Here is a 24,087-nt window from a genome sequence, read left to right on the forward strand (position 1 = left end):
TGTGCCCGGCGGCGGGATAGATCAGGTGCCGTGGCTCACCGCGGCCAGCGGTGAAGGCTCGGTCCCCTCGCGACGGACCCGGTCAGGAGGGGTCGCCGGTGAAGGAGGTGCACGCGGTGTTGGAACCGCCGCAGGAAGATCCGCAGCCGTCGTCGGTGGCACGCAGGAGGTTCGCGATCGGGGCGGCAGACTCGACCACGCGCAGGTCGAGGCTGAAGTCGCCGAGGTTGGTGGTGGCCTGTTCGATCTGCTGGGTCATGATCAGTTCTCCTTGTCATTGGTGGTGCGGTGGTCGGCCTGACCCTCGTGGGGCCAGGAGATGACGATGCGGCGGTGCCGCTTCGTGATGACCCGCCCGGTGGGCAGGTCGGTCTCGGGGGTGCTGATCGGGTAGGCGTAGATCACCGGTTCGTCCCGCCGGTGGTCGCGGTCCCACGTCCGGATCTGCTCCGCCAGGGCCTCGGCCACCTGCTCGGCGTGCGGGCCGTAGCCGTGCACACCGAACTCGGCCCGGTCCCCGTCCCGGCGGATGGTCAGGTAGGCGAAGGAGTCGCCGTCGAGGAGCGCGAGGTTGGACTGCTTGTTCTGCGGAGCGGCGAGGCCGGTGTCCAGGTCGGCGTCCACGGCCATCAGACAGAAGCCGTCCAGGGCGGTCGCCAGCCACATCTGCAGTCCGGTGAACGGCTCGGTACGCGCGACGCTGACCCCCGACCACTTCTCCACTCGCTCGGTGTCGAACACCCCGTTCAGGGCTTCGGGGTCGACCGGCCAGCCGTCATCGAAACGGAGGGCGATCTCCTTGCCCCGGATCAGCAACAGCCGCTCCGCGTGCTCTCCCTCGCCCTGCATGGTGACGAACCCACACACCTCCGCTGAGCGGGAGACGAGCCGGTCGCCGTCGCGGTCGAAGGCGACCGAGCGGGTCAGGCCGCGCATCCGCAGCGGCACGATCAACCGCCCGTCCTCTGCGAGCTGATCGGTCCACGCAGGGGGGATGTCCCAGGCGCCGACGGTGACCATCAGCCGGTCCACCGTCCCGTGGTCGGGCAGGCCGTGCTCCGCGTCGGCGAGGAACACCTCCACCCGGCCGTAGCCGGTCGCATCCAGCAGGGTGCGTGCCCGGTCGGTGACGTAGGAATCGATGTCGATGGTGACGACCGATCCTTCCGGACCCACGATCTCTGCCAGCAGGGCCGCGTTGTATCCGCCCGAGCCGACCTCACCGACCCTCATCCCCACCTGAGCCTGTGCCTGCTCCAGCATCATCGCCTGGATGTCGGGGGCCGAGACGGAGCTGATGGCGATGCCGTACTCGTCCCTCTTCGTGCGTACGGCCTCGTGCGCGGCGTACGCCTCAACGAGGGGCGCGTCCGGAGCGAAGTCGTGACGGGCAACAGCCAGGAATGCGGCCTCTACCTCCTTGCTACGGATCGTGCCGGCTCTGACGAGCTGGTCCGTCATCGCGGTACGCAGATCCTCGGCGGACGCGGTGGATTCTTCGACGGTCTCGGTCACGTGCTGGCTCCCTGTCGTTCAGTTCCTGGAGCATCCGGACGAACTTCGCGCTCCGGATGAGGTGATGCTTCTAGTCGTGCTCGACCCTGCGGATCCCCGAGCTGACCGCCCCCGTGGGGGTGCCGGCCGGGGCGTCGTACGCGGAGAACAGCCAGATGCCGTGGAAGGGTGTGTGGTCCCTATGGCCGGGACACCGTCCTCACGGCCGGGATATCCGCCGAGGGGCGCCACGGCCCCAGGAGATCAGCCGGAACCCTGCCCGGCGGTGCTCGATCGGTCCGGCTGCGCTGCGCATCACCGCGGGTCTCCCGCGGGCAGTTGCGGCCGATCCTCAACCACGCTCACGCGGCGGCCCGCGTGCTGATGGCGGATCTCCCACAGGCGGGCACAGCTCTCGGTGGTCGACGTAACCCGCTGCAGGTGTTCCCACGCCACGAAGTTCGCTGTCGCCCCGGTCACCCGGCGGGCGCTCTCCAGGAGCCGGTACCCGCGCCGGTAGAACTCCCGGAGCTGGGACTCATCGCCGATGTCCTCGGCCAGGAGCAGCGCCAAGTGGGCCCGCATGTGCAGGGCGAGTTCGTCGATCTCCGCCCGGGGCGCGAGCAGCCCGAGGGCCTTCGCCAGGGTGATGCTCTGGCGGATCGTCTCCAGGTCAACCGGAAGGTCGTCTGAGCACAAGTCGTGCTCGACGTCGGTCTGTTCATTCTGATCGGGGGCAACTGTGGTCACCTGGGCCTCCCTCGTCACAGCCTGCTCGGGTCTGTGAAGAGGTAACCGCACCAGCACGCTCCGCGAGTACCGTGGAGAGGTCAGCAGAGTATGCAAGCCATGCAATGTCGGGAGTTGCACATGGCGGAACGCTCACGCACGCCCAACACGGGCTTGCCCTCGCTCCTTGACCAGGCGAATTGGTCCCGGTCTCAGTTCGCGAGCATCATCAACCGGGTTGGTGCCGAGGCCGGACTGAGCCTCACCTACGGCCAGCCGGCTGTCTCCCAGTGGATCGCCGGCCATCAGCCTCGTTCACAGGTCAGAGCGTTGATCATCGAGGCCTTCGCGCGGAAACTGGGCCGCCCCGTCACCTTCTCCGAGGCTGGTCTCACGCCACCGCCGTCTGCGACAACCCAGGACACTGTGGGAGAACTTGTAGACCTCGGAAAGGCCGACATGGACCCGTCCCGGCGCGGCATTCTCGCCGCCGGAATCTTCTCCGCAGCGTTGATCGTTCCCCTGTTCCCTGATCTGGCCGTGGCTGCTGAGCCTGCGCCGGTACTGCTGGGGAAGGCCACTACGAGGATCGGAACCGGCCAGGTTGCCATCGTGCGAACGATGACCGACCGGATAGCTGACATCCTCGATGAGCTGGGCGCGGGGCATGCTCGCCCGATGGCTGCGGCCTTCCTGGTGAATTCAGTCGGCCCATGGCTGAAGGCGCAAGCCTCCGACGAGGTCCGACGCGACATGCTCGCGGCCGCCTCCGACCTGACCTATCTCACGGGCTGGATGGCCATGTACGAGCGGGCGCATAGCCTGGGCCAGCAGTACTACGTGTCCGCCCTCAAACTGGCTGGTGAGGCGGAAGACCACATCACGTACTGCCGGACGCTCCGCGGGATGTCGTTGCAGGCCTCGAACCTCGGCTATGGACGGCGAGCGCTGGAGCTGGCTGACTCGGCGGCCGAGGCAGCTCCGGTGGCCGGACCGCGCCTGACTGCCTTCTTGCGAGGCCAGCAGGCCCACGGGGCCGCAATGGTGGGGGACCAGCGGCAGGCCTTCAACCGGCTGAGGGAAGCCGGCGATGCTCTGGCGAGGGCTGACGACGGCAAGGACTCCGTCGGCGGGTATGACCGGACCGCCCTACTCTTTCACGAAGCGCACGTACTCAACGAAACGGGTGACCTTTTCGGATCCATCCGTGCACTAAAGGAATCCATCCGCATTCAGCCATCAGGACAGCGGCAAGGCCGCCTGCACTCCTATGCAGTGCTCGCACAACGCCAGCACTCCTACGGACACGTGGAGGCTGCGTGCGACTCGTGGAACAGATTCCTGGACGAGTACGAGCATCTCTCCTCATCCAGGGGAGACGAGCACTTCGACACGATGCGACGCAGGTTGAAACCCCACGCAAAGATCCAGGCTGTCCGCACGCTGACCGAGCGAGCGGCCCTGGTGGGCGCCATGAAGGGGTAGCCGGAAACAAGCATGGGGCCTCTGACGGGGCCCCAGCCCACCCCACGCCGAGAGGCGCTCTGCCTCGTCCAATGGAGCGGGGACGCGGCACCGCGGACCTGCCGATCTCCTCCGCACCGGCCTGCGGCGTCTTCCTGCTCGCAGCCTGGAAGGCACTCGCCTGGCTCGCCATGACCGGCCAGATCGAACCCGCCATCGCCGCCACGGCCGTCATCGCTCCAGACCACGCTCGCCGCACTCTCCGAGGTCGTCACCCAGCGGCACCGGCGATGTTCCACACCGCCCTGTACCTCAATCCAGTTCTATGACTCGTCCAGGAAGCTGCCAAGGACAGCGCGTTCGTCGTCATCAAAGCGACGAACGCGTCCGGCAACTGAGTCGAAGCCAGCCATCTTGGAGGTCGCGGACACGTACACGCCTCCGCTGTCCTTAATCTCATAAGCGAGTTCAAACGAGACGCCCTTCAATCTTGTCACCCACACCTCGATCTCCACCGGCTCCTTGCTGTAGACAAGCGGCTTGGAGAACTTCATCCACTGCTCCGAGAGGAGGAAGTTCTTACTGAGGCGCTCCGTGGGATCGCTGGGCACAAGCGTCTCGAACATGTTCATCCGCGCTTCTTCAAGATAGCGGGGGTAAACAGCGTTGTTGACGTGGCTGTTGGCGTCCATATCCGACCAGCGGATGGGGCACAGGTAGTTGAAACGGGGCACGGCTCCTCCTGGTAATTCGACAATGTGTTCCGTCCACAAGACAGCAAAGCTGCGACTAGCCGGCTGTATCCGTTACGAGTTGAGAGAGGCTCGCGTGGGATCGTCATGCGACTTCACCGCAGTCGCTCTCCAGCTAGACCCGGCCAGCGGCAACTGGCGGACACTCACCGGCTCGCATGGCTCTGATCTGCCCGCGCGAGACTGCCCGGGATCGCTTGGTACCGGCCGGCCGGTGGGAGCAGGCCAAAGTGGTACGCGTTAGGGCATCGAGCTCTGTCGTGGTGTCCGGGTCCTGTGCGAGTGGGAAGTGCGACAGAACAGCCGACGCGTCGAACTCCGCAACGGCCCACCTTCCGCACTCCTGAGTCGCCCAGATCACAGACCCGCTCGAAGGTGACAGCGTCAGCCGCACGTCAGGGCCAACATGTTTACTCAGCGCCGGAAGATGGATACCACCATCGCCAGCAAGAGCTGCGGCTTCGTCCGGCGTACAACAGGACACGCTTCGTCGAGGAATCTCAGCAGGGCGCGTCCAGTCCCGGGAGTCGTGGCGGACACCGCTCGCCCTCTCCGCCCAGGAATCGCGCACACCACCCAGGGCGTCAAGGCTGTGGCTGTTGGACTCGTCCCCCTCCACCCAGGTGATGACTACGAGTCGACATTCGGGCAGGCTTGCCGGGAAGAGGACATGGCTGACTACTTCCACAGTCTCGCCGAGAGCAGGAACGTTCATGTGGAATACATGACCGTCACGGTCGGCACCAAGGTCGTAATGCGTTTTCCAGATTCGATCAACGTCCGGGTCGGCACAGACGTCTGAAATGAGACGCAGCAAAGCCTTGTCCCCACTCCGGCTCGCCAAAGCGAACTTCAGCAGGCGAACGTAAACCTCCGCATGCTTTTCCCAGTCGGAGTACTGAACGCGAGCCTCAGGCGAGAGCAGCGCCCACCTCATGAGATTCGCGTCAGGCCCCGTCACCCATGGCCACCATTCAGCCATTCCATGGTTATACGCCAAGATGGACCACGTGCCGTCACTGAGGTAGGCGGGACTGGGCATCTGCTGATCGATGAACAGCTGCAGGGCCTTCTTAACTCGCGGGTCGGGCCGGCGAGGCGCCGTCTCCGGCAAGGTGCCAAGACTGTGGAGCATCAAGGCCCGGCGTTCATCCCGGCTCAGCATCAATAGCTCGGCGAGCGCCTCACACTGCTCACTGGTGAGCCTGGTGGCAGTAGCACCCCGCTCTATGGCGCCGTACGAACGAACGGAGCGCTTGATAGCCGCCGCAGCTTCCTTCTGTGTGATCGTCCGCCCCCGGCGCGCACTGGCGGACGCACGCCAGGCCTTGAGCAGGCCTGCGAACCCCATCACCTGACCAGGCATCGAATCCAGATCACCTGGCGGGATCGGATCGGCTCCGTGTTGCATAGCGGCGGCACCTCATTCGGGTAGCGAGAAATAAGCGGCAGCTCTCACAGCTACCGGATGCGCTGATTTTGGCGACAAGTCGTCGCCCCCGAGGCCAGGCATCTCGAGAATACGCCCGCTTACCCCTCCGAAGCTCACACTTCACCCGCACCGACAGGAATATCAACCAGAAGGACCACGCACCAGATCCAGATGTAAGACCTTTTACCCAAGCACTCCAGACCAAAGGCCTCCAGAAGCATCCCCCCTTCGCCCACTCAGGCTCCACCAGCGGATTCGCTCGAGAGTGCCCCGCAGACCCCGACGCGCCATGACCGTAGGCGGCCCACGACTCAACGAGGACCCAGCCCCTCCGAGAGCAGAGAAGCCCGCCTCGGATCAGACACGGCCATCAGGTGCGCCCGCCAAAGACACTCGCCCAACGGCCGCGCCTCCCCCAATCGACCGAAGAGTCAAATCGGGATCGCACCCCGCCCCCTCGACTCCACACTCCTGCCTTCAGGGTCAAGATCACCCTCTTGTGACCAATGACACCTCACTACAAGTTCGCACCCCAGAACGATCCCACCGGGGCACACGGTGCGTTTAAGAGCGAATCGGACACGGAAATCGGCAACTGATTTCCGATCTGGGAATCGGCAACAAATTGCCGACTTTCAGCTCGCTAGACCCGCTCCGCCCCACAACGCCGGGGCCACCCCCTCGCGAAGTGACCCCATCCCCCTTCCAGCGAGGGCAAGTTGCGAGTGCGAGGCGGCAGCACCCGCGACGAGATACGAAGCAACTCGCACCCAAAATAAGATGATTTGTCATAGATTGACGAGGCTGGCCAGTCGGGTTTAAATCCCTCCGACCGACCATTTCAAGATCCGCTCACAACTGGCTGCTGCAGGGGGGAATCATGATCACGAGCTTCACTCGCATCGTCTCGGCGATCGCCACACCAATTGCGCCACTCAGCAGGTCCACAGTGAGCGTCAAGGCTGGCACCCCGATCACGTCTGATCGGTATTTCGTTAGCTAAGTCTGGATCTTGTCGCGGCATCCGCATATGTTCGTCGTCACCCGGGGGCATACCCGCAGAAAGCGAAAGACGACGAGCTGGAGGCAGGCAGCAAGAGAGCGGGAGTGAAACCGGACCAGAAACAGAGTCGGCGCCTGGGAGAGCGAACTCCCAGACGCCGCACACCGAATGGACCTCTAACCCTTGCCCGGGCGGGAGATCCATCAATCACCACCACACCGGCCCTTCTGACGGGGCACACCGGTGTGGGGCTTACCTCACCGGAGAGTCTTGCATGACCAGCGCCCTGCGCAAAAGGCCACTGAATCCGGCCTGCGCCGAGACACCAACCCTCCGAGCCCGCGCATTGGCGCAGAGGCTCGCCATCATGCTGCCGCAAGTCACCTCCTTGCAGATCCGGCTTCAGGACGGCCGGACGGCATGGCCCCACCTCGACGTGAGGGCGACGGGCTCCGACGGCCGATCGGTGCGTATCAGTCGTACTCAGGCGCACGTCGCCGCCCGCTGGATCATCCGCACCTACCCTGCAGCCAGCTGGGCGGAACGTCGCACCTTTGATCTGCGGTCCGCCGCCCTCGACAGCGGCGATGTCTGATGGCACGTATCCGCACGATCAAGCCTGAGGCCTTCGAGTCGGAAGACCTGGCCTCGGTCGACGTCACTGCCATGGTCACCTTCTTCGGCCTGCTCACCCAGGCTGACGACCACGGCCGGTTCCGTGACCACCCCGCGATCATCGCCGGACGGCTCTGGGCTCTCCGCGCCGACCACACCCCGGCAGATGTAGCCAGGGACCTCGACCAGCTGGCCGGCGCAGGTCTCATCTGCCGCTACACCGGGTGCGACGGTGGCGCTTACCTGCACTTCGTGACCTGGGAGAAGCACCAGAAGATCGACCGCGCCTCGGCGTCGCGGCGACCGCGGTGCCCCGTGCACCAGGCTCACAACAGGTGCAGCGAGTGCGACGGAGCGTCCTGCCCGGTCTCCTCCGCTCCGGCCCGGACGACGGCTCCGACCACTCCGGCCGAGCTCTGCGGCGGCGACCGGTCGCAGGATTCGGCGAATACTCGACGAGTCCTCGATCGCACCATTTCGTCAGATTCGGTGCCGTCCATGGCCCCCACGGCCTCCTCCCCTGGCAGCAGGACCGCCGTGGAGGCGGCTCCCCCGGCCCTCCGCCAGGCTGTCCCCGAGGGTCCTGAGGAATCCGCAGGTCAGACGGTTCTCGATGAGGCCTCGACACAACTGCGCGAGGGCTCGGCGTCTGGATCTAGGATCTTGGATCCTGGATCTTTCCCTAAGGGGGGCGATGCCCCCGCGCCGGAGTCCGCACTCGGATCGGTGTCGGCAAAGGACCTGGTGGCCGAGTACGTGTCGGCCTGCTCGCAACCGGTGCCGCAGACGGTGCGCGGTCTCATCGGCCGCCACGCCAAGGGGCTGCTGGAAGAAGGTTTCGATCCGGCAGTCATCCGCGCCGCCTTGGAGCGGCTGCGCATCAAGGGCCTGCACGCCAGCGTCCTGCCAAGCCTGGTCAACGAGGCGCTGAACGCCTCCCCGCCGGCATCCGCCTCCGGCGCGGGGCTTTGGGCCAGCGCCCGGCCCGCTTATCAGCCCTGGCAGAACCCCACTGACAGCTCCGTCTACGAGGAGTCCCTGTGACCCGACGCTTCGACACCTCCGGACCGCACAAGCTGGGCACCACCGCAGCCGCCGTAGCGCGCCGCTGGCCAGCACGCTTCGCAGAGCTGGGAATCGACCCGGATCGCCCCCTGGCTGACACGCCCGCTGGCATCCCTGCCCTTGAGGCCGCCCAGCAGCGCATCCCCTCGCGCTACCAGAAGGCGACCGTCACGGATCCGCGCGTCCGCCAGTGGGTGGACGACGTCACCGCGAACGCCACCGCCCCGACAACGGGAGGGCGACGGGAGGTCTCGACCGGCCCTTCGCTGCTGCTGCTCGGCGCGACCGGGGTCGGCAAGACGTACGAGGCCTTCGGGGCGCTCCGGGCGCTGATCGCCACGGGGACCGTGGTGCGGTGGGAGTCCATCACCGCTGCCGACCTCTACGCCGACATGCGCCCCAGCGCGGGTGTCGACCCGGAGTGGATGATGCGGCGCCTCGTGCGGATCCCCGTACTGCACCTGGACGACCTGGGGGCGGCGACGACCACCCGGTGGACCGAGGAGCTGACGTACCGGCTCATCAACTGGCGCTACAACCGCGAGTTGCCGACCCTGATCACCAGCAACCTCGCCCCGGTCCGTACCGCCACGATGCCGGCGGAGCAGCCGGTCCTGCGTGAGCAGATCGGTGACCGGGTCGCCTCGCGCCTCGCGGGGATGTGCCAGCAGATCGCCATGTCCGGACCGGACCGCCGCCGGACACGAACCTCGGCCTGACCAACTTCCCTCCCAGCGCGGCGTCTAAGTCCGCGCCCCTGCCCGCCCTCACCGCCTGGACCCGCCACGCCGCGCTGCACCGTCGCAGTGCGCGCCGTGGTGACCGTGCGCCGGCCGTGAAGCACCACGGAGAGCACCATGCGATACATCACCACCCACGAGAACCCCATCGTCGGCATGCTCGGGATCACCGATCGCAGCTGGACCGAGCGGGGCTCCTGCTACGGCATGGACCCCGCCGAGGCTGACGAGGTCTTTTTCCCCACGGCCACCAGCAGCAAGAGCACCGAGGAAGCCCGGTCCATCTGCAAGAGCTGCCCGGTCGTGCAGCAGTGCTTCGACGCGGCCATGGACAGCGACGCCCGGAAGGGATTCCGAGCCGGACTCACGGAGAAGGACCGGCGCCCCTTCCACAACAAGGTCGCCAAGCGTCTGGACTACAACCGCGTACACGCCGTCTTCCGGGGCCGCGATGTCGCCCTGTCGATCCCCGAGCGCAACGCTGTGGTCCGCCAGGCCTACCTTCGTGAGTGGAGCGTCGAACGTCTGGCGATGCTGCTGCAGAGCGATTTCGACTACACCCGCAAGCTGATGCGTGAGCAGGCCAAGGAGGTATCGGCGCGCGACCACCAGTGGCTCCAGCAGATGTCCGCCACGCGTGAGGCCGGCGGACCAGCGAAGGCCTCGTCCGTGGCCGTCACATGCGCCGCAGCTTCCTGCGACTCGGAAACTCGCACGGCCTATGGGGAAGCCGCGTGAAGGACTCCCCCGCGCATGCCGCCGCCCCCATCGGCTTCTGGGACCGCCTCGCCATCATCACCCTCGGCACGGCCGGCTGCGCGCTGTCGTACGACGCCCTCCAGCAGATGGCCGTGGCCATCCACGTCCGCGGATTCCTGACCTACCTGTTTCCGCTGGTAGTCGACGGCTTCATCGCCTACGGCGTACGGGCCCTGCTGGTGCTCGCCGAAGCCCCCCTGCGTGCACGGCTCTACGTGTGGACGCTCTTCGGCACAGCCACCGCATCCAGCATCTGGGCGAACGCACTTCACGCGGTGCGCCTCAACCAGCAGGCCCCCAGTCCCAGCGGCCTGCGCCTGGGCGACACCGTGGTGGCGATCCTGTCCACGCTCGCCCCCCTCGCGCTCGCCGGCGCCGTCCACCTCTACATCCTCATCACGCGGCACCACCCCACGGACCAGACGCGGACCAACCCTGCGGACCAGCAAGCCACTTCGCTGGTCCGGTCCGACACACCCGTCGCCCGGTCCGCCGACGCAGAGGAGGGCGCCACCGGACCAGACCACCCGCGCTCGAGCAACGTTCAGGCGGACCAAGAGCCGGCGGACCACACCGCGCACCCCGATGCGCGCAACGGGGCCGGCGGCCAGACCGTCGTCCGCGAGGCGGACCAAGCCCTGCCCAGCACGGTGAGCAGCGGCATCCCAGCAGCGGACCACCGGCCAAACTCGGGGGAAGACTTCGCCTCCGGCGAGCCCGATCCTGAACACGGCCGTTCCGCCAAAGCCGCAGGTGGTGTCGCGGACCAAGCCCTCCCACACCCCGTCGAGGAGGGCGGACCAGACCTGGCAGCGGACCACGTTGACGATGCGGAACCCGTGCCGGAGCATCCTGCGGCCGGACCAGAACAAGCGTCAGAGGATCACGGAGGCCGGGGGCTCGAAGACACGGTGGACCAGACCAGCGGCCCCTTCCCCGATCCGATCCCCTTGGAAGTGCTCGTCCCGATCGCGCGCGATGCGGCTCTGGCCGGCGGCCGGATGACCCGCAGAGTGATCGGACCGTACCTACGCGACCAGCGCCTCACGATCAGCAACGAGCGGTTCCGGGAGCTGCAAGAGGTCCTCTACGAGGACCCCGCGCTGGAGCATCTGCCTCGACCGAAGCGGCGAACCCGCTGACGCGCGGACAACGCGCGTCTTGACCAGTCGGCAACACATCACAGAGCGGGGCGGCCCGGAGGCAGCTCCGACGCCCCGCTCAGCCCCCAAGGAGTCCTCGTGTCCTCATCGACCACCAGCCAGCCCTCGCAGTCGGCGAACACCCACGCCGTTGCCTCCGCTTGGGCCGATGTACTCGTGCGCCGCGGGCACCTGCACGCCGTCCTGCCCGCGCCCACCGGTCAATGGCTGGTCCAGGAGGGGCCGAAGTCACCCGTGCTGGTGCTGCCCGGCCCCGAAGATCTGCTGGACCTCGCAGCCCGGGTCCAGCGCGACGAGAACGCAATCCGGGGCGTCAGCCGATGACCGACCCGCTCTCGGATCCGATCCACGAGGTCAACCAGGCACACATCAACTCGACCTCAGGGCGAGCAAGTTATCGGCCAAGACACTCTTCCCCGTTGGGGAAGGTGCCTTGGCCAGAGCCCGCCCCGGGGGTGGCGGGTCCGGACCAGCGCCGGGGGGCACTGGTCCGGGAGGCAACGACCGAGGGCGGATCGCAGCCGGAGGAGAAGCAACCGCCCCGACGCCGACAGCGCGTCGCACCGAACAGTTCGCGTAAGCGCTCCCCCAAGCCGCCATCCGACAAGCGAAGTCACGTCTGCAGCGTCCGCCTGAACGACGACGAGAAGACCTTGCTGTCGAGCGCCGCAGCAGCAGCCCACACGACCCTGCCCGCCTTCCTCGCCCGCAGCGGCATGGCCGCCGCGCACGACCTCGACAACACCGCCGCCGCCATCGCCGGCCACCGCGAGATGGTCTCGGAGCTGTTCGCCGCCCGTCGGCACCTCGGCCGCGTCGGCACCAACCTCAACCAGATCACCCGCGCCATCAACTCCGGCGGCCAGCCCGAAGAACTGGACGCGGTCCTCGCCGCCGTCCGCCGGGCCGTGGACCGCGTCCAGGCCGCCACCGACCACCTGCTCGACCAGACCTAGAAGGACAACACCGGCATGATCCCCAGGATCCACAACCGCGGGAAACGCACCATCGGCCTGCTCGCCTACCTGTACGGGCCGGGCAAGTACGAGGAGCACACCGACCCGCACCTGGTGGCTTCCTGGGACGACAACGCCCCCGACCCCGGCCGCGACCCGCAGGCCACATTGAAGCAGCTCCAGCGCCTCCTCGACCAGCCGGTACAGAACGTTGACGAGGGCAGCCGCCCAGCCCAGCATGTGTGGCACCTGTCGGTCCGCAACGCCCCCACCGACCGGATCCTGACCGACGAGGAGTGGGCGGACGTCGCCCGGCGCATGGTTGCCGCAGCCGGAATCGACGACCCGGACCAAGGGGCGGGATGCCGCTGGGCTGCGGTCCGGCACGCCGACGACCACATCCACATTATCGCCACCCTCGTCCGCGAGGACGGCTACAAACCCGACCTCGACAACGACGCCCAGCGCGTCCAGGACGAAGCCCGCCGCCTGGAAGCCGAACTCGGGCTGCGCCGCCTCAACTCCGGCGACCGCACCGCAGCCCAGCGGCCCACCAGCGCCGAGCGACACAAGGCGGAGCGCACCGGCCGGACCCGTACCGCGCGCGAGGAGCTCCGCGAGACCGTCCGCCGCGCGGTGGCCGGCGCCGCGAACGACGCCGAGTTCTTCGACCGGCTCGGTGCCTCCGGCCTCCTCGTCGTACGCCGCGTCGCACCCAGCGGCGATCTCCTCGGCTACAAGGTCGCCCTGCCCTCGGACCGGAACAAGGACGGCGAACCGATCTTCTACGCCGGCGCGAAGCTGGCTCCCGACCTCTCCCTCCCTCGAATTCGCCAGCGATACGAAGGGCAGGAGGCTCCCCACGAGACCGCGGTCGGCAGCCCGCAGCCTAGGCCGTCGCACGCCCGTCGCTCGGCGACCGGTGCGGTGTGGACTGCACTGCTGGTCATCGGCCAGGACGACGACGGCGCGGCAGCCGCCCAGATCGCCGACGTCGGAGAAGTGCTCGACGCCCTGGCCAAGACCAGCGCCGCCCACACCCGGCGTGAACTCTCCGACGCCGCCTTCGCGTTCGAGCGGGCATCGCGCTCTCATATCCGTGCCGAACGGCAGCAGGACCGTGTCCTGCGTCAGGCAGCCCGCGACCTCGTACGGGGCGGTCCTGCCTTGGGGCGTGGTGAGGACGGCGCCGGCACGGCCATGGTCATAGACATGCTGTTCTTCCTCGTCATCACCGCCGCCGCCTGGCATGCGAAGAAGGGCCACGCCCAGCAGGCCGCGGCGGCTCAGCAGACAGCCGAGCACCTGCGTGCGGCGTACCGCAACGCCGCCGTGGCGCCGCTGAGCGTCCTGCGTGAACGGGGCCGCCAGCTGACCCTGCCTCTCCAGCGCAGATACAGCTCCGCCATGCGCGAGGCGGTCCCGGATCTCGCACAACGGGTGCTCGACGAGGCCGGGTGGCCGGCACTGGCCGCAACGCTCGCCGAGGCCGAGGCAGCCGGCCATGACGTGGTCTCGCTACTGGCCGAGGCCGCCTCGCGCCGCGAGTTGGACACCGCGGAGTCGATGTCCGACGTGCTGGTGTGGCGCCTTCGCCGGTTGGCAGACCTGCCTGCCGCCGCTGGCACGGACTCTCCCGCAAAGGGCACCAGGGCTAGCACCATCCGCTCGCGACAGAGCTCCGTCCCAGGTCAGGGCAGCCCTCGACAGGATCGTCCGGCGCCGGGCCGCTGATCGTTTCCTTAGTAGAAGTACGAGCCGCTGCCGGGAGAGGATTCTCCCCTGCCACCACACACCAGGCCCGGGAGGCGCCCATGTTCCGCCGGCACAACCGACACCACGACCAGGCCAACGAGTTCCGTGCTGCCGCGGCAGAACTGATCGCGGCGGCTGAGGAGCCCGCCCGGCCTGCCCCGGCGAGTACCGAGCCCAGCAACATGGAGCCCGAGGACGTGGAGCTTGAGATACCGGCGGAGCTCCACGTCCCGGCGGCCGGGGATCTGGCCGGGTCGATGATGCGCTACTGGGCGCCGCTGACCGTGGACGGGGTCGTGGTTTCCTGCGCGGAGTGCGGCGTGTACCGCGACTGGCTCGTACTGAACTCCGGCGGGCGGGTGTGGGTCCGCTGCCGCTCCGGACACGACACCCCCGTTCCCGGGCTGGACTCAGCCTGGTACGAGCGGACCGCCGGGCCGGTCGAGGGTCTCTACACCAGCAGGGAGGATGGCGAGGCCTCGTTCGGCTACGACGGAACCTTCGCGGGAGTGATCCTCTGATCGCACACCAGACGAGATGGATCTACCCCACCCGAGGTGATCGGGGTAGCGTACGGCCGCACACGAATTCTGGGGGGAATCACATATGCGAAACAACGTCAAGAATCTGCTCAGCCTGACGGCTCTGGGAGCCCTCGCGTTGACCGGCTGTTCCCAGGCTGCCGCACCTTCCGCGCCGGCCTCATCGGCCCGAGCAGAGGCGAAGAGCAGCGACGGATCCGGCGTATCCGCGAAGCCTTTGACCAGTGCTGAACTCGGCCGCCGCTTGCTGGACCTGATCGATCTGGGCTCCGACTACCGGGTGAAGCCCGAGACGACGTCGAAGCACGACGACATGGCTGTCGTCGGGTGCCCTGCTCTGGAGAAGCTCGGCTCCGGACCGGCGGACGGCTCGCTGGACTTCCCCAACCAGGCCAAGGTGTCCTTCACGTACGCCTCGAAGGATTCCGACCTGAGCGAAGAGGTCTACAGCGACACCGAGGAGAAGATCTCCGTCCGGTCCCGGGAGATCTTCACCGCCATGGAGTCGTGCCCGAAGTACCAGATGGTCTCTGGCAACGTCCCCATCGACGTGACCGTTCAGAAGGTGACCACGCCCCAGCGCGGCGATGAGCAGTGGGGGCACGTCCTCACGCTCACGGCAGGCGGACGCCCCAGCGTGATGAAGCAGATCGCCGTCCGCTCCGGCAACGTGCTGATCGTCCTCTCGGGGAGCCCCGCCCTGGTCGACGCCCACGTGGACAAGGCACTGGCGAAGGCTCTGAAGCCCGCAGGCTGACGCGCCCCGAAAACGCCCTGGCCCCCAGCGAAGAATCTCGCTGGGGGCCAGGGCACTGTATGCGGATCACGTGCGTCGCTGACCAACCTCCAGTTGCGCCCTCGTCAGAGGGAAGGCCGGATCGTAAGACGTGCCCGGGAAGACGCCGGCAGGACGCGGCGCGGAACGGGCGCCTCGCCGACCAGGCCTGCCGCGAAGGCCGCGACCAGCTCATGCGGTGTGGAAGTGCTGAACGCAGCGACCCACAGGTACGGACCCGCGACTTCCGGCTGGGACCAGGCCTGCCAGCCGGGCATATCGGGGCGGGGGTCCTGGTCATGAATCCCGTCAGGAAGCGGCGCCCGGGTCATGCACGCCGTGAAGGAATCGTCCCAGAGCGTGAAGTTCGGGTCGTCCACGTCGCCCTGCCAGCCGCCGGCCACCAGCATCTCGGGGACGGCCTCGGGGCCGTCGAAACCCCACGCGGGTTCCGTGCGATCCGCAACGGCGAGGGCGAAGGTCGCAACGGCTTCGTAGGGCACGCCGCGGGTGAAGTAGGCCGTCCAGTTCACGGTGGCGCGCGACGAGTCCTCGCGTGCGGAGATCTCCCAGGCGACAGGCAGGTCAGCCAGCTCCGTGGTGAGCGGATCGGCCATGACCCATTCGGCACAGCGGAGTTGATCGGGGCTCGCGTAGAAGAGCGTCCGGCGTGCTGTGACCCAGTACGGCCATCCGGCGCCGACGAGCTCGTCTCCCACACGTTCCGCCAGCTCTCCGTCGTCGCCGGCCAGGTGTCTCGGGCTGACCCAGAGCACGTCGACGCTCGGACGCTCTTCGGGCTGTTCCGCGTTCAGGGGCGCCTCCGGGGCTTCCACTGGATGGTCACTGGTCAGTGGCTCCTACTCCTCGGCGCGTCCTGGCCGGCACGACGGTGCGCGGGTACCAGCCCAGCTCCTGGGCGGTGAGGGCCGGCAAGAAGCCCGCCTGTCCCGCCTCCCCGATGTAGATGACGGGGCTACCGTCGTGGCCCACGCCCAGCACGATGCCTCCCAGCGTGTGGGCGTAGGGGAATTCGGGGTTGATGGCCATGCGCACCGGGGTGCCGGGGGCGTAGCGCGAAAGGTGCTCGATGATCTCGGTGTTGGTGGGGTCACTGGCGATGGGACGCACGGAGCCTCCGGGGCTGGTTGTTGAAGAGCTGGCTGGGGAGTCGTGCTCGACGATCTGGGCTTCAGGCCGGACGTGAGGTGGAGATGACGGCGGCGACCACCGAGGCGACGAGATGAGCTGGGGTTTCGACGTCGAAGCCGATGCTGTAGCCGGGCACGGTTGCCGTTCCCGTGACGGCCAGCCGCCATCCCTCATCGCTTTGGCCCGGTCGGCCGTCGGGGAACCAGCCGAGGTAGAGGCGCCCGTCCTTACTGGCGATGTGCATGTCGGCTCTGTCGTCCACCACGAAGTGGAAGTCCTCGGCCGTGAACTGGTCGATCACCTGGGAGGGCTGGCCCCGTCCGAGCATCCACGTCCGGATCGGCAGGGCCTCGATGGTCGTGGAGAAGCCGGGGCGTCCTATCTCGACGGTCATGCGTGAACACCTCTCTGACCTGCGGTTTCGGGGAAGGGGTCAACCTTGACATGGGTCGGCCGGTCGCTCCAGAGGTGTGCGCGTCTTACCCGTCTGCCGTGAGCGATGTCCGGACAGAACAGAGCGAGGGCGGCACCCCTGATGGGGTGCCGCCCTCGCTCGGCGTTCTTCGATTGTGGATGGGGCTCCGCGCCCAACGCACGACGGTGGCGGTACGTGTCGCCGCCTGGATACACACAGTGCGCCGGAGATGGCAGCGGCTTGCTGTGCGACTTCGGTAGGGTGCTGCTCTTCACGGAGGGAAGCCCATGAACGACGAACCCCTCGACCGGTGGGCCGCACGCCGCCAAGGGCGCCTGCGTGCACCCGGCGAGCTCAAGGCCGTCACGCTCGGAAGTGGCCCGCATCGCGCGGCCCATATGAACCCCGATGCCCCGCGCATGATCTTGGAGTGGGACGGTTTTGCCTGGCAGGCGCTGATGATCGTGGACGACTTCGCGGAGGCGTGTCGGATCCTCTACCCGACACCCCAGCCGCAGCAGCGTGCGCAGCCGGCACCGCCGAAGCAGCCGGGCCGCCACCGCAAGCCCTGACTAGGCGGCCTGTCCGGAGACCCCACGGGAGACTCGCTGATGCCCGCCGGCTGTTCGCCACCTGCGTCCGGTCCAGCTACACCACCCGACGAGATCCCACCAAGGGCCGGTGGGCGAGCAGCTTCATCGCGGCGCCGGTCAACGTCACCGTCGTCCACTCCCTCCCGCTCCGGGTCAGTAGCCGCGCCGCCTCCAGCCGGTGAAGCTGGTGCGAAGCACTGCTACTGCTGGCCAGCCCAACCCTCTCCCCGAGCTCCCGCACCGTGAGGCCAACCCCGTACGCAGCAAGATGATCGCGGAGCGCTTCGAGGATCGCCCACTGTCTGGGCGTGATCCGCTTCACGCGGCACGCGCCCAACGATCCGCACGTGCCTGCCGCAGCAGCTCCACCCGTGCGGACGTCGAGCGCCCCGGCATCGCCCAGAAAGGGTGAGCCGAGATAGCGCAGGAGAGCCGGATGAGCTGGCGCCGGTGCAGGCTGGTGCCCGTTCCGGCGGGCAAGACGGCCATCGCCTCGTACGTACACAAACGGGCTGTTGCCAGCGCCAGGAGATCGTCAGGAAAACGGATGTACTGCATCCATCCATTCAAACACGCATTCGAACTTACGTGCGACTTGATCAGCGGGGCCCTGGGACACGGTCAGCCGCCACCACGGGTCGGAGGCCGCCGGAAGGTATCCGGCACAGCGGGCTTCGCGGCCGGTGCAGCCGTCCTCGGGCTGCCAGGGCTCGCCCCCTGTCCCTGTTCAGGCCCTGCGGAAGGCGGCCGGGTGGGCCCCAAGACCGTACGTCGTTCGATTCGTCCGAGCAGTTCGATGGGGAGGGCGGGGTGCGCGGGGGTGGACATGACCGTGTAGCCGGCGTTGGCCAGCTCCGTGTACGACGCAAGGTGCAGTTCGGCGCTCAACTGCGTGCTGGTCTCTTCTGGGAGAGCGAAGAGTTCCAGATCGCCGATCATGGTCGGCTGGAAGCCATGCCGTTCCAGTACGGCAAGGGCATGGGGTAGGTCCTTGAGCACGGCAACCCACAGCGGATGCGAACTGCCTGGAGTCTGTCCGTACAGGACGTCGGGCTCGATGGAGTCAGTCATGTAGCTCCTGGAGGAGGGGGCCAGTGAGCTGGCCGTCCGTTCTGCGTGGAGGGTGTAGGCGAAGGAGCGGTTAGTGGGTCGTTCGCTCTGTCCGCCGGCGCAAGGCCCAGACGGCTCCGCCGCCCGCGATGATCAGTGCCCCGGCCAGGATGCCGATCCATCGGGCCGCTCCACCCCCTGTGTTGGCAAGGGAGCCGGTCGGCGCGGGTGTGGTGGTGCTCGACGCCGTTTCGGCGACCGTGGGCGTGCTTGACGGGGATGCGGAGGCCGTCGCCGAAGGGGTGGCCGAAGTGCTCGGCTTGGGCGAGGCCGGGGAGGTAGGCGGCGTGCTGGTCGGGGGCTTGGTCGGCGGGATCTTCGAATTGGTGAACTCTGCGGTGACCTGTGCGCCCGGCTTCGCGGTGACGGTCACCGGCTTGGCCGACAGCTGGTATCCGCCCGGGGCCTTCGTCTCGGTGGCGATGTAGGCGGTGCCTGCTCGTGCGGAGACCGGCAGCTTGGCCTTGGCGGTGCCGTCGGGTCCCGTGGTCAGGGTGACCGCCTCCCCCATTGCGCCGGCAGGTGTCACGTTGATCACCGCGCCGGGCAAGGGCTTGCCGGTCTCCTTGTCGGTCTTCTTGACGATCAGATCGGCCGCCTTGAACGGGTCGATGATCACCAGGGGTGTGACGGCATCCGTGATGATGACGTCCTGGTCAGCGACGGTGTCGTGGATCGGGCTCCCGCTGGCGGTCTCCTTGAGTCGGTAGGCCCCGGGCATAAGGCCGTCGAGGCGCAGGAGGCCATCGGGACCGGTCTTACCTTCGGCCGCCGGCTGGCCGGAGGCGTCGAGGAGGGTGAAAGAAGCGCCGGCAAGGACGTCTCCGGCCGGGTCCTTCTTCTGGATCTCGATCCCGCCCGTCGTCGCGGAGTGCTCGGTCGGGGCCGGCGGCGAGGTGGACGGGGCGGAGCTCGCATTGGCGTGGGCGAAGGGAATGGTGGCGGTCAGCGCGGTAAGGGTGAGGACGAGGACTGGGGCTGTGCGGCGGCTGGGCAAGTGGTGCTGCTCCTGGTGGTGGGTGGTGGGGGTGGCTGCTACTCGGGAAGAGCGGTCTGCCGTGCTGGGGACATCGGTGGAAGTGGGCGGCTTCCCTGCTGGCGTGCGGTTCACCGCCTGGGGGTGGTCGCGGACTTCGCGGGTGTGGCCTGGAGGGTCGGGGCCGCGGCTGACCGGACAGCTCCCCGCGGGCGTTTCGGGGGGAACCAGAGGTCTGCGTAGCGCGTGATGGCCTCCCGCAGTGGCGTCCAGTCGCCTCCTGACCAGCCGGGTCCGCCCCTGACGGTGGTGTAGTCGGTGAAGACGCCGTGCCCGCTGAGGCCCGGGTAGCTGCCGGCGGCTTGGTCGCGGCGCTGGAAGGTTCGGTGGTCGGCGAAGGACAGGACCACGTCGTCGATCGTGCCCTTTTCTTCATGGAGGATCCGGACGCGCAGTCCCCCGTACTCGCCCTGGCGGATGGTCGGATGGAAGTCGACTCGCAGGCGCAGTGGGCTCCGGGGGCTGGGCGTTGCGTAGTAGCTCTGTCCGATGACCGTGCCGCCGGGGAGGCTGAGGGCCAGTTCTTGGTCGAAGAACCAGCGTGGCTGTAGGGACAATTAAGCAGCTCCAGAGGTTCAGGTTCAGGGGCCCGGCCGGCGGGTGGGCGCGGGGAGGCGCGCGCTCGGGGCGGTGCTGGTCGACCAGCGCGGGACGCTGTGTGTGCGGGCGCTGGGCAGTGTTCGGGGGCGGGAACGGGCGACGTCGAGAGGTGTCGGTGCCTTGGGCGGGGCCGGTCGCACTGGGGTGAGCTCGGCGCGCTCGCGCAGCACCTTTGGCATCTCCTGCTCCCAGCGCAGGACCGGCGCCGGATCCGCAATCGCCGCGGTGATCGCGGTGACGAGGTTGACGGGGGTCTCGGAGGAGGCCGTCGCGTACCAGCGGTTCCATCCCTGCAGGCCACCCCACATGAGCCACCGGGCTTCCAGGGTGGTGAACTCCATCTCGGGGTCGAGGTCACCGGTGGTGAAGGCGACGCCCGCAAGTTTGTCGGGCGATGTCCATTCGAGGGTCCGTTCTTCAGCACGGGTCAGCTTCCACCCGTTGTGGATCAGCGGAACGAGCCCGTCGTAGGCGCTCCCCTTCATGTGGGGAAGGTAGGCCTGGGGTCCTTCGGTGTAGCTCTGCGCGAGGGCTTCGGTGAACGCGGTGACGAACTCAGTGGGCGCTGTGTCGCTGAAGCAGACGCCCCAGACAGGGGCGGCGTGCGGGTCGCGGTAGGCGGAGATCCGCCAGAGGCCGTCGTCCTCGCCTTCGGGGAGGTAGCCGAGCCGAACGCGTCGGTTGGGTGCGGTGACGTAGCAGTTGCCGAGGTCATCGTGTTCGAGCGGCCAACCCAGGTCGCGCAGGGGCTGAAGCCCTGGGTCTCCGATCGCGGTGGAGCCGGCGAGGTAGCGGGGGGTGACGTAGACATCGCCGTCGAGGTCTTCGGCTTCGGCGCCGGGGAGGGTCTCGCCCATCAGTCCTGTCCCCCCGTGCTGCTGACGGGTTTCCCCGGCGTGGGGCGGATGACGACCGTGATGTGGTCCTGGGCTTCCTGGATACGGGCGGCGGCCTGGGCCGCGTCCGCTGCGGTCACGACGACGAGGCCGACCCGGGCGACATCGACGTCGCCCTCGGGAGGCAGGACGACCTGGCCGCCGACCTCGCTGATCCAGCTGACCTGAGCCAGCCAGTCGGCGTCGAGCAGGTTGGGGTCGATGCCGCGCTCGATGACGGTTCCCGAGACATCGGGGTAGAGCAGGCGTACGGCAGCAGCCTGCCGGCGGGTGGGGGTGAGGTCAGGTGCGATGCCGAGGGCGAGGTCTGCGGCGGCGCGGGGCAGGTCGATGCCCGTTGCGAGCTGGACCAGGCGGCCAATGAGGTCGCCGCCGATCCGCTGGTTGACCTCGATGATCCGCGGGCCGGTCGCGGTGAGCCGGAGCTCGACGTGGGAGATGCCGGTCGTCACCCCAAGGGCGGCCACGGCGGCTGTGGCGATCGGGCCGGCCTCGGCGAGCAGCGGGTCGGCCGCGTCCACGCTGTGGCCGGTCTCCTCGAAGTAGGGCTCGAAACCCAGCTCCTTGCGCGTGACGGCCACGGCGGTGGTCTGGCCCTGGTGGGTTACGCACTCGACGGAGATCTCCGGCCCGTCGAGGTACTCCTCGACCAGGACGTCGTTGGAGTCGCCGCCGTGCAGGTTCGCGCCGGCGGTCGCGAACTCGTACGCCTCCGGGAGCTCTTCGGCCTTGTCCACCCGGATCACGCCGACACTGCCTGCCTGACCAGCTGGCTTGAGCACGACGGGGTAGCCGATGGATTCCGCCGCGAGGGCGCTCTCCAGGAGGGATACCACCTTGATTGACTGCGCGGAGGGAACGCAATGGCGGGCGAACTGGGCACGGCTGGTGGCCTTGTCGCGGCAAGCATGGAGGACCTGGGGGTCGTCGGTGAGGACGCCCAGGTGCTGGGCCAGGTGCGCGGTCGCGACGAGGAGCGTCTCGTTCCAGGTGACGACTGCGGCAACGGGGTTGCGCGCGGCAAGGAGTTCGCCCGCGCTCAGCAGGGCCTGGCGGTCGTACGGATCGGCTGTCTCGTGGTCGATGACCAGCTCGTGCTCCCAGGTGATGGGGCTCGGGGTGATGACGACGGTGTCGTAGGCGGCGGCTACCGCCTGCAGGCAGTAGCCCCGGTAGAGGAAGTCGTTGGGGCGACCACCAGGACGACGGGGCGGGAGGGGGCGGTGTGAGTGGAAGACAAGGGTCGGAAGGGTCCCGTTCTAGAGGTTCGTTGGGGGCGGTGGCCCGCTCGCGGTGCCGGATCAGCGCGGGCCGGAGATGTGGGCGGGTGGCTACTCCGGCGCGACGGAGGCCATCGGGTGGGTCAGACTTCGGGTACCCGGAGAGGAAGACCGGTTCGGTGGCCGCCTGACCGGAGCGGGCCTGCCACCAGGTCGCTGCTCGACGTCGGCCGGATGCTGGCGGAGCTCGGGCAGTGGAGCTTCGCCAGGAGGTGTCGTGATTCCGGCACGGGCAGTCGCGGCTTCGACGAGCACGCGTAGGTCGTGCACGAGTCCGGCGGGGACGAGCAGCGACTGGGCGAGGGATTCCGCTTCGGGCCCGGGAAGGCTGTGGAGCCGTGAGGTGAGACTTCGTAGGAGGCTTGCGGCGGCCACGGCCTGGTCGGTGCTGAACGACGAGGTGTGGCGGTTCGGGGACGGCATGGCTCTCCGTGGGTCGGGACTCAAGCGGCTACCGGTTCGAGTGCTGGTCTGTTCGTGTCGTGCAGGGCGGGATCGCGGCGCAGGCGCCAGAACGCGGTGGCCAGGCCGATGGCCTGGAGCGCGGCGCAGCCGGTCATGACGTGGCCGAGGGCTGCGGGCGGGGTGATGGCGACGAGTACGCCGGCGATCGGGAAGGGCAGCAGCATGATCAGGATGGTGATGCTGAGGGTGGCGCCGAAGACGTCGCGCGGGATGAGGCGGGAGCGCAGGGTGCGCAGGACCACGGTCATGGAGCCTTCGCCGGCCGTCAGGATGGCGACGAGGACCAGGAAGGGCGTGTAGGCGTCGGCCTGGGAGACGGCGATGCCGCCGAGAGAGGCGATCAGGGCTCCCGCTGTGCCGACGGGCCAGAGCCCGAAACGGTCGATGGCGAACCGGGACAGGGTCGTTGCGAGGAGGGCGGCCGTCGCGGCGGCGGACCAGATGAGGCCGACGGACGCGGTGCTGAGGCCGAAGTTCTGTACGACGATCACGGGGGCCGCGGCCTGGAGGAGGCCGGTGGCGAAGTTGCTGACGGTCAGCCCTGCGATCAACCATCCGAGGGCAGGGAGTGCCCTGAGGGTCGACCAGCCCATGCGCAGGCCCTGGCGGACGGTTGTGGTCTCGGGGTTGGGCTGGGTCCGGCGGGCCCGGGGAGAGGTGACGGCGGCCAGGAGTGAGAGCGCGCCGATGGTGACGAGCAGGGTCTGCTGGCCGGCGTACTGGAGGAGGAAGGCGCCGGCGGCGGGTCCGGCGAGGGTGGCGGACTGGTCGATGCTGAGCAGTACGGACTGCACGCGGTGCTCGACTCGGCCTGGTTCCCGGCTGGCGGCGCCGCCGGCGGTCTCCGCGGCGACGTAGGAGTATTCGGTGAGGACGCCGATGACGGCGGCGAGGGCCATCACCGAGACGGTGGTGATGAGCTTGTCGTCGATGAAGGTCAGGGCCAGGACCGCCGTGGTGACGACGAGAGTCCGGATGGTCGTCGCCGTACGGAAGACTCGAGCCGCGCCGTGGCGGTCGACGGCTGCGCCTGCACCGACGAATGCTCCGATCCGGGGAATCCATTCCAGGACGAAGGCGAGGCCGGTCAGCATGGCCGAGGACGTGGTGGCCAGGACGAGCAGCGGGATCCCGTAGGTGCCCAGGTTGAACGCGGCGGCGTCCATGGTCCGCGGCAGGTAGATACGGCGGAAGATGCCGTGGTCGGGCAGGCGGGCGTGGCGGCCACCAGCGGCTCTGTGACGGGTCATGATCACTTTCAGTCGGGGTGTGGCCGATGGGTGGTGGCCGGGAGTC

Annotated in this window: 28 protein-coding genes and 1 pseudogene; 14 read left to right on the plus strand and 15 right to left on the minus strand. The window is 68.1% G+C overall.

The annotated features are described in order from the left end of the window. Positions 1-82: 82 nt before the first annotated feature. The 3 genes from OG389_RS04895 to OG389_RS04905 all read right to left on the minus strand — a co-directional run bounded on the left by OG389_RS04895 (position 83) and on the right by OG389_RS04905 (position 2,244). On the minus strand, positions 83-259 hold the full coding sequence (locus tag OG389_RS04895) for an FxLD family lanthipeptide (RefSeq protein WP_328297222.1): 177 nt from the start codon (positions 257-259) through the stop codon (positions 83-85). Positions 260-261: 2 nt separating this feature from the next. Then, positions 262-1,515, minus strand: a complete 1,254-nt coding sequence (fxlM, locus tag OG389_RS04900; protein WP_328297223.1) for a methyltransferase, FxLD system — start codon at positions 1,513-1,515, stop codon at positions 262-264. A 294-nt stretch (positions 1,516-1,809) separates the two neighbouring features. Then, positions 1,810-2,244, minus strand: a complete 435-nt coding sequence (locus tag OG389_RS04905; protein ID WP_328297224.1) for a hypothetical protein — start codon at positions 2,242-2,244, stop codon at positions 1,810-1,812. A 120-nt stretch (positions 2,245-2,364) separates the two neighbouring features. Here OG389_RS04905 and OG389_RS04910 point away from each other — a divergent pair, with 120 nt between their 5' ends. Continuing rightward, positions 2,365-3,708 (plus strand): hypothetical protein, encoded by a 1,344-nt coding sequence (locus OG389_RS04910; protein ID WP_328297225.1) that lies wholly within the window; start codon positions 2,365-2,367, stop codon positions 3,706-3,708. A gap of 110 nt (positions 3,709-3,818) precedes the next feature. Further along, positions 3,819-4,004, plus strand: a pseudogene (locus OG389_RS04915) (ABC transporter ATP-binding protein); the annotation flags it as partial. Positions 4,005-4,010: 6 nt separating this feature from the next. On the opposite strand, the gene OG389_RS04920 reads toward OG389_RS04915, so the two are convergent. Beyond that, on the minus strand, positions 4,011-4,421 hold the full coding sequence (locus OG389_RS04920; protein ID WP_328297227.1) for an acyl-CoA thioesterase: 411 nt from the start codon (positions 4,419-4,421) through the stop codon (positions 4,011-4,013). A gap of 133 nt (positions 4,422-4,554) precedes the next feature. Further along, positions 4,555-5,850, minus strand: coding sequence for a helix-turn-helix domain-containing protein (locus OG389_RS04925; protein WP_328297228.1), 1,296 nt, complete (start codon positions 5,848-5,850; stop codon positions 4,555-4,557). A 1,298-nt stretch (positions 5,851-7,148) separates the two neighbouring features. Between OG389_RS04925 and OG389_RS04930 the strand changes: the two genes are divergently transcribed. The 10 genes from OG389_RS04930 (at position 7,149) to OG389_RS04975 (ending at position 15,226) form a co-directional block, all read left to right on the plus strand. After that, positions 7,149-7,469, plus strand: coding sequence for a transcriptional regulator (locus OG389_RS04930; RefSeq protein WP_328297229.1), 321 nt, complete (start codon positions 7,149-7,151; stop codon positions 7,467-7,469). Continuing rightward, positions 7,469-8,533 (plus strand): hypothetical protein, encoded by a 1,065-nt coding sequence (locus OG389_RS04935; RefSeq protein WP_328297230.1) that lies wholly within the window; start codon positions 7,469-7,471, stop codon positions 8,531-8,533. The genes OG389_RS04930 and OG389_RS04935 overlap by 1 nt, the downstream gene beginning before the upstream one ends. Then, the gene (locus OG389_RS04940) at positions 8,530-9,273 is read left to right on the plus strand and encodes an ATP-binding protein (protein WP_328297231.1); all 744 of its coding nucleotides are present in this window, start codon (positions 8,530-8,532) and stop codon (positions 9,271-9,273) included. The genes OG389_RS04935 and OG389_RS04940 overlap by 4 nt, the downstream gene beginning before the upstream one ends. A 138-nt stretch (positions 9,274-9,411) precedes the next feature. Continuing rightward, positions 9,412-10,032 carry a WhiB family transcriptional regulator gene (locus OG389_RS04945; protein ID WP_328297232.1) on the plus strand — a complete coding sequence of 207 codons (621 nt, stop codon included), beginning with the start codon at positions 9,412-9,414 and terminating at the stop codon, positions 10,030-10,032. Then, positions 10,029-11,195, plus strand: coding sequence for a DUF2637 domain-containing protein (locus OG389_RS04950; RefSeq protein WP_328297233.1), 1,167 nt, complete (start codon positions 10,029-10,031; stop codon positions 11,193-11,195). Before OG389_RS04945 ends, OG389_RS04950 begins: the two co-directional genes overlap by 4 nt. Positions 11,196-11,294: 99 nt before the next feature. Then, positions 11,295-11,540 (plus strand): hypothetical protein, encoded by a 246-nt coding sequence (locus OG389_RS04955; RefSeq protein WP_328297234.1) that lies wholly within the window; start codon positions 11,295-11,297, stop codon positions 11,538-11,540. Further along, the gene (locus tag OG389_RS04960; protein WP_328297235.1) at positions 11,537-12,172 is read left to right on the plus strand and encodes a MobC family plasmid mobilization relaxosome protein; all 636 of its coding nucleotides are present in this window, start codon (positions 11,537-11,539) and stop codon (positions 12,170-12,172) included. The genes OG389_RS04955 and OG389_RS04960 overlap by 4 nt, the downstream gene beginning before the upstream one ends. Before the next feature lie 15 nt (positions 12,173-12,187). Further along, positions 12,188-13,906 (plus strand): relaxase/mobilization nuclease domain-containing protein, encoded by a 1,719-nt coding sequence (locus tag OG389_RS04965; RefSeq protein WP_328297236.1) that lies wholly within the window; start codon positions 12,188-12,190, stop codon positions 13,904-13,906. Positions 13,907-13,986: 80 nt separating this feature from the next. Then, complete coding sequence (locus OG389_RS04970) at positions 13,987-14,448, plus strand: hypothetical protein (RefSeq protein ID WP_328297237.1); 462 nt, start codon at positions 13,987-13,989, stop codon at positions 14,446-14,448. A gap of 238 nt (positions 14,449-14,686) precedes the next feature. Beyond that, entirely contained in the window at positions 14,687-15,226 is a 540-nt protein-coding gene (locus OG389_RS04975) for a hypothetical protein (RefSeq protein ID WP_328297238.1), read from the plus strand. A gap of 104 nt (positions 15,227-15,330) precedes the next feature. Here the strand turns inward: OG389_RS04975 and OG389_RS04980 are convergent, their stop codons facing one another. The 3 genes from OG389_RS04980 to OG389_RS04990 all read right to left on the minus strand — a co-directional run bounded on the left by OG389_RS04980 (position 15,331) and on the right by OG389_RS04990 (position 16,790). Next, complete coding sequence (locus tag OG389_RS04980; RefSeq protein WP_328297239.1) at positions 15,331-16,080, minus strand: DUF317 domain-containing protein; 750 nt, start codon at positions 16,078-16,080, stop codon at positions 15,331-15,333. Positions 16,081-16,087: 7 nt separating this feature from the next. Continuing rightward, positions 16,088-16,375: a hypothetical protein gene (locus OG389_RS04985; RefSeq protein WP_328297240.1), complete on the minus strand. Its 288-nt coding sequence runs from the start codon at positions 16,373-16,375 to the stop codon at positions 16,088-16,090. A gap of 61 nt (positions 16,376-16,436) precedes the next feature. Beyond that, positions 16,437-16,790 (minus strand): DUF317 domain-containing protein, encoded by a 354-nt coding sequence (locus tag OG389_RS04990; RefSeq protein ID WP_328297241.1) that lies wholly within the window; start codon positions 16,788-16,790, stop codon positions 16,437-16,439. 308 nt (positions 16,791-17,098) lie between these two features. Here OG389_RS04990 and OG389_RS04995 point away from each other — a divergent pair, with 308 nt between their 5' ends. After that, positions 17,099-17,383, plus strand: coding sequence for a DUF6087 family protein (locus OG389_RS04995; protein WP_328297242.1), 285 nt, complete (start codon positions 17,099-17,101; stop codon positions 17,381-17,383). Positions 17,384-17,459: 76 nt separating this feature from the next. Here OG389_RS04995 and OG389_RS05000 read toward each other — a convergent pair whose 3' ends face one another. From OG389_RS05000 to OG389_RS05025, 6 genes are all read right to left on the minus strand, one after another. Next, positions 17,460-17,909 (minus strand): LexA family protein, encoded by a 450-nt coding sequence (locus OG389_RS05000; protein WP_328297243.1) that lies wholly within the window; start codon positions 17,907-17,909, stop codon positions 17,460-17,462. Between the two features lie 116 nt (positions 17,910-18,025). Then, positions 18,026-18,475 carry a hypothetical protein gene (locus tag OG389_RS05005; RefSeq protein ID WP_328297244.1) on the minus strand — a complete coding sequence of 150 codons (450 nt, stop codon included), beginning with the start codon at positions 18,473-18,475 and terminating at the stop codon, positions 18,026-18,028. Positions 18,476-18,545: 70 nt separating this feature from the next. Further along, positions 18,546-19,511 carry an MSCRAMM family protein gene (locus OG389_RS05010; RefSeq protein WP_328297245.1) on the minus strand — a complete coding sequence of 322 codons (966 nt, stop codon included), beginning with the start codon at positions 19,509-19,511 and terminating at the stop codon, positions 18,546-18,548. Positions 19,512-19,621: 110 nt separating this feature from the next. Then, entirely contained in the window at positions 19,622-20,107 is a 486-nt protein-coding gene (locus tag OG389_RS05015; protein WP_328297246.1) for a hypothetical protein, read from the minus strand. 24 nt (positions 20,108-20,131) lie between these two features. After that, positions 20,132-21,007: a DUF317 domain-containing protein gene (locus tag OG389_RS05020; RefSeq protein WP_328297247.1), complete on the minus strand. Its 876-nt coding sequence runs from the start codon at positions 21,005-21,007 to the stop codon at positions 20,132-20,134. Next, positions 21,007-22,002 carry an ATP-grasp domain-containing protein gene (locus tag OG389_RS05025; protein ID WP_328303527.1) on the minus strand — a complete coding sequence of 332 codons (996 nt, stop codon included), beginning with the start codon at positions 22,000-22,002 and terminating at the stop codon, positions 21,007-21,009. The genes OG389_RS05020 and OG389_RS05025 overlap by 1 nt, the downstream gene beginning before the upstream one ends. Here OG389_RS05025 and OG389_RS05030 point away from each other — a divergent pair. Next, the gene (locus tag OG389_RS05030; protein ID WP_328297248.1) at positions 21,910-22,275 is read left to right on the plus strand and encodes a hypothetical protein; all 366 of its coding nucleotides are present in this window, start codon (positions 21,910-21,912) and stop codon (positions 22,273-22,275) included. The two genes, OG389_RS05025 and OG389_RS05030, sit on opposite strands and share 93 nt — an antisense overlap. Positions 22,276-22,769: 494 nt before the next feature. Here OG389_RS05030 and OG389_RS05035 read toward each other — a convergent pair whose 3' ends face one another. Further along, positions 22,770-24,041, minus strand: coding sequence for an MFS transporter (locus OG389_RS05035; RefSeq protein WP_328297249.1), 1,272 nt, complete (start codon positions 24,039-24,041; stop codon positions 22,770-22,772). Between the last annotated feature and the right edge of the window lie 46 nt (positions 24,042-24,087).

The organism is Streptomyces sp. NBC_00435 (assembly GCF_036014235.1).
In the GTDB taxonomy this organism is placed as follows: domain Bacteria; phylum Actinomycetota; class Actinomycetes; order Streptomycetales; family Streptomycetaceae; genus Streptomyces.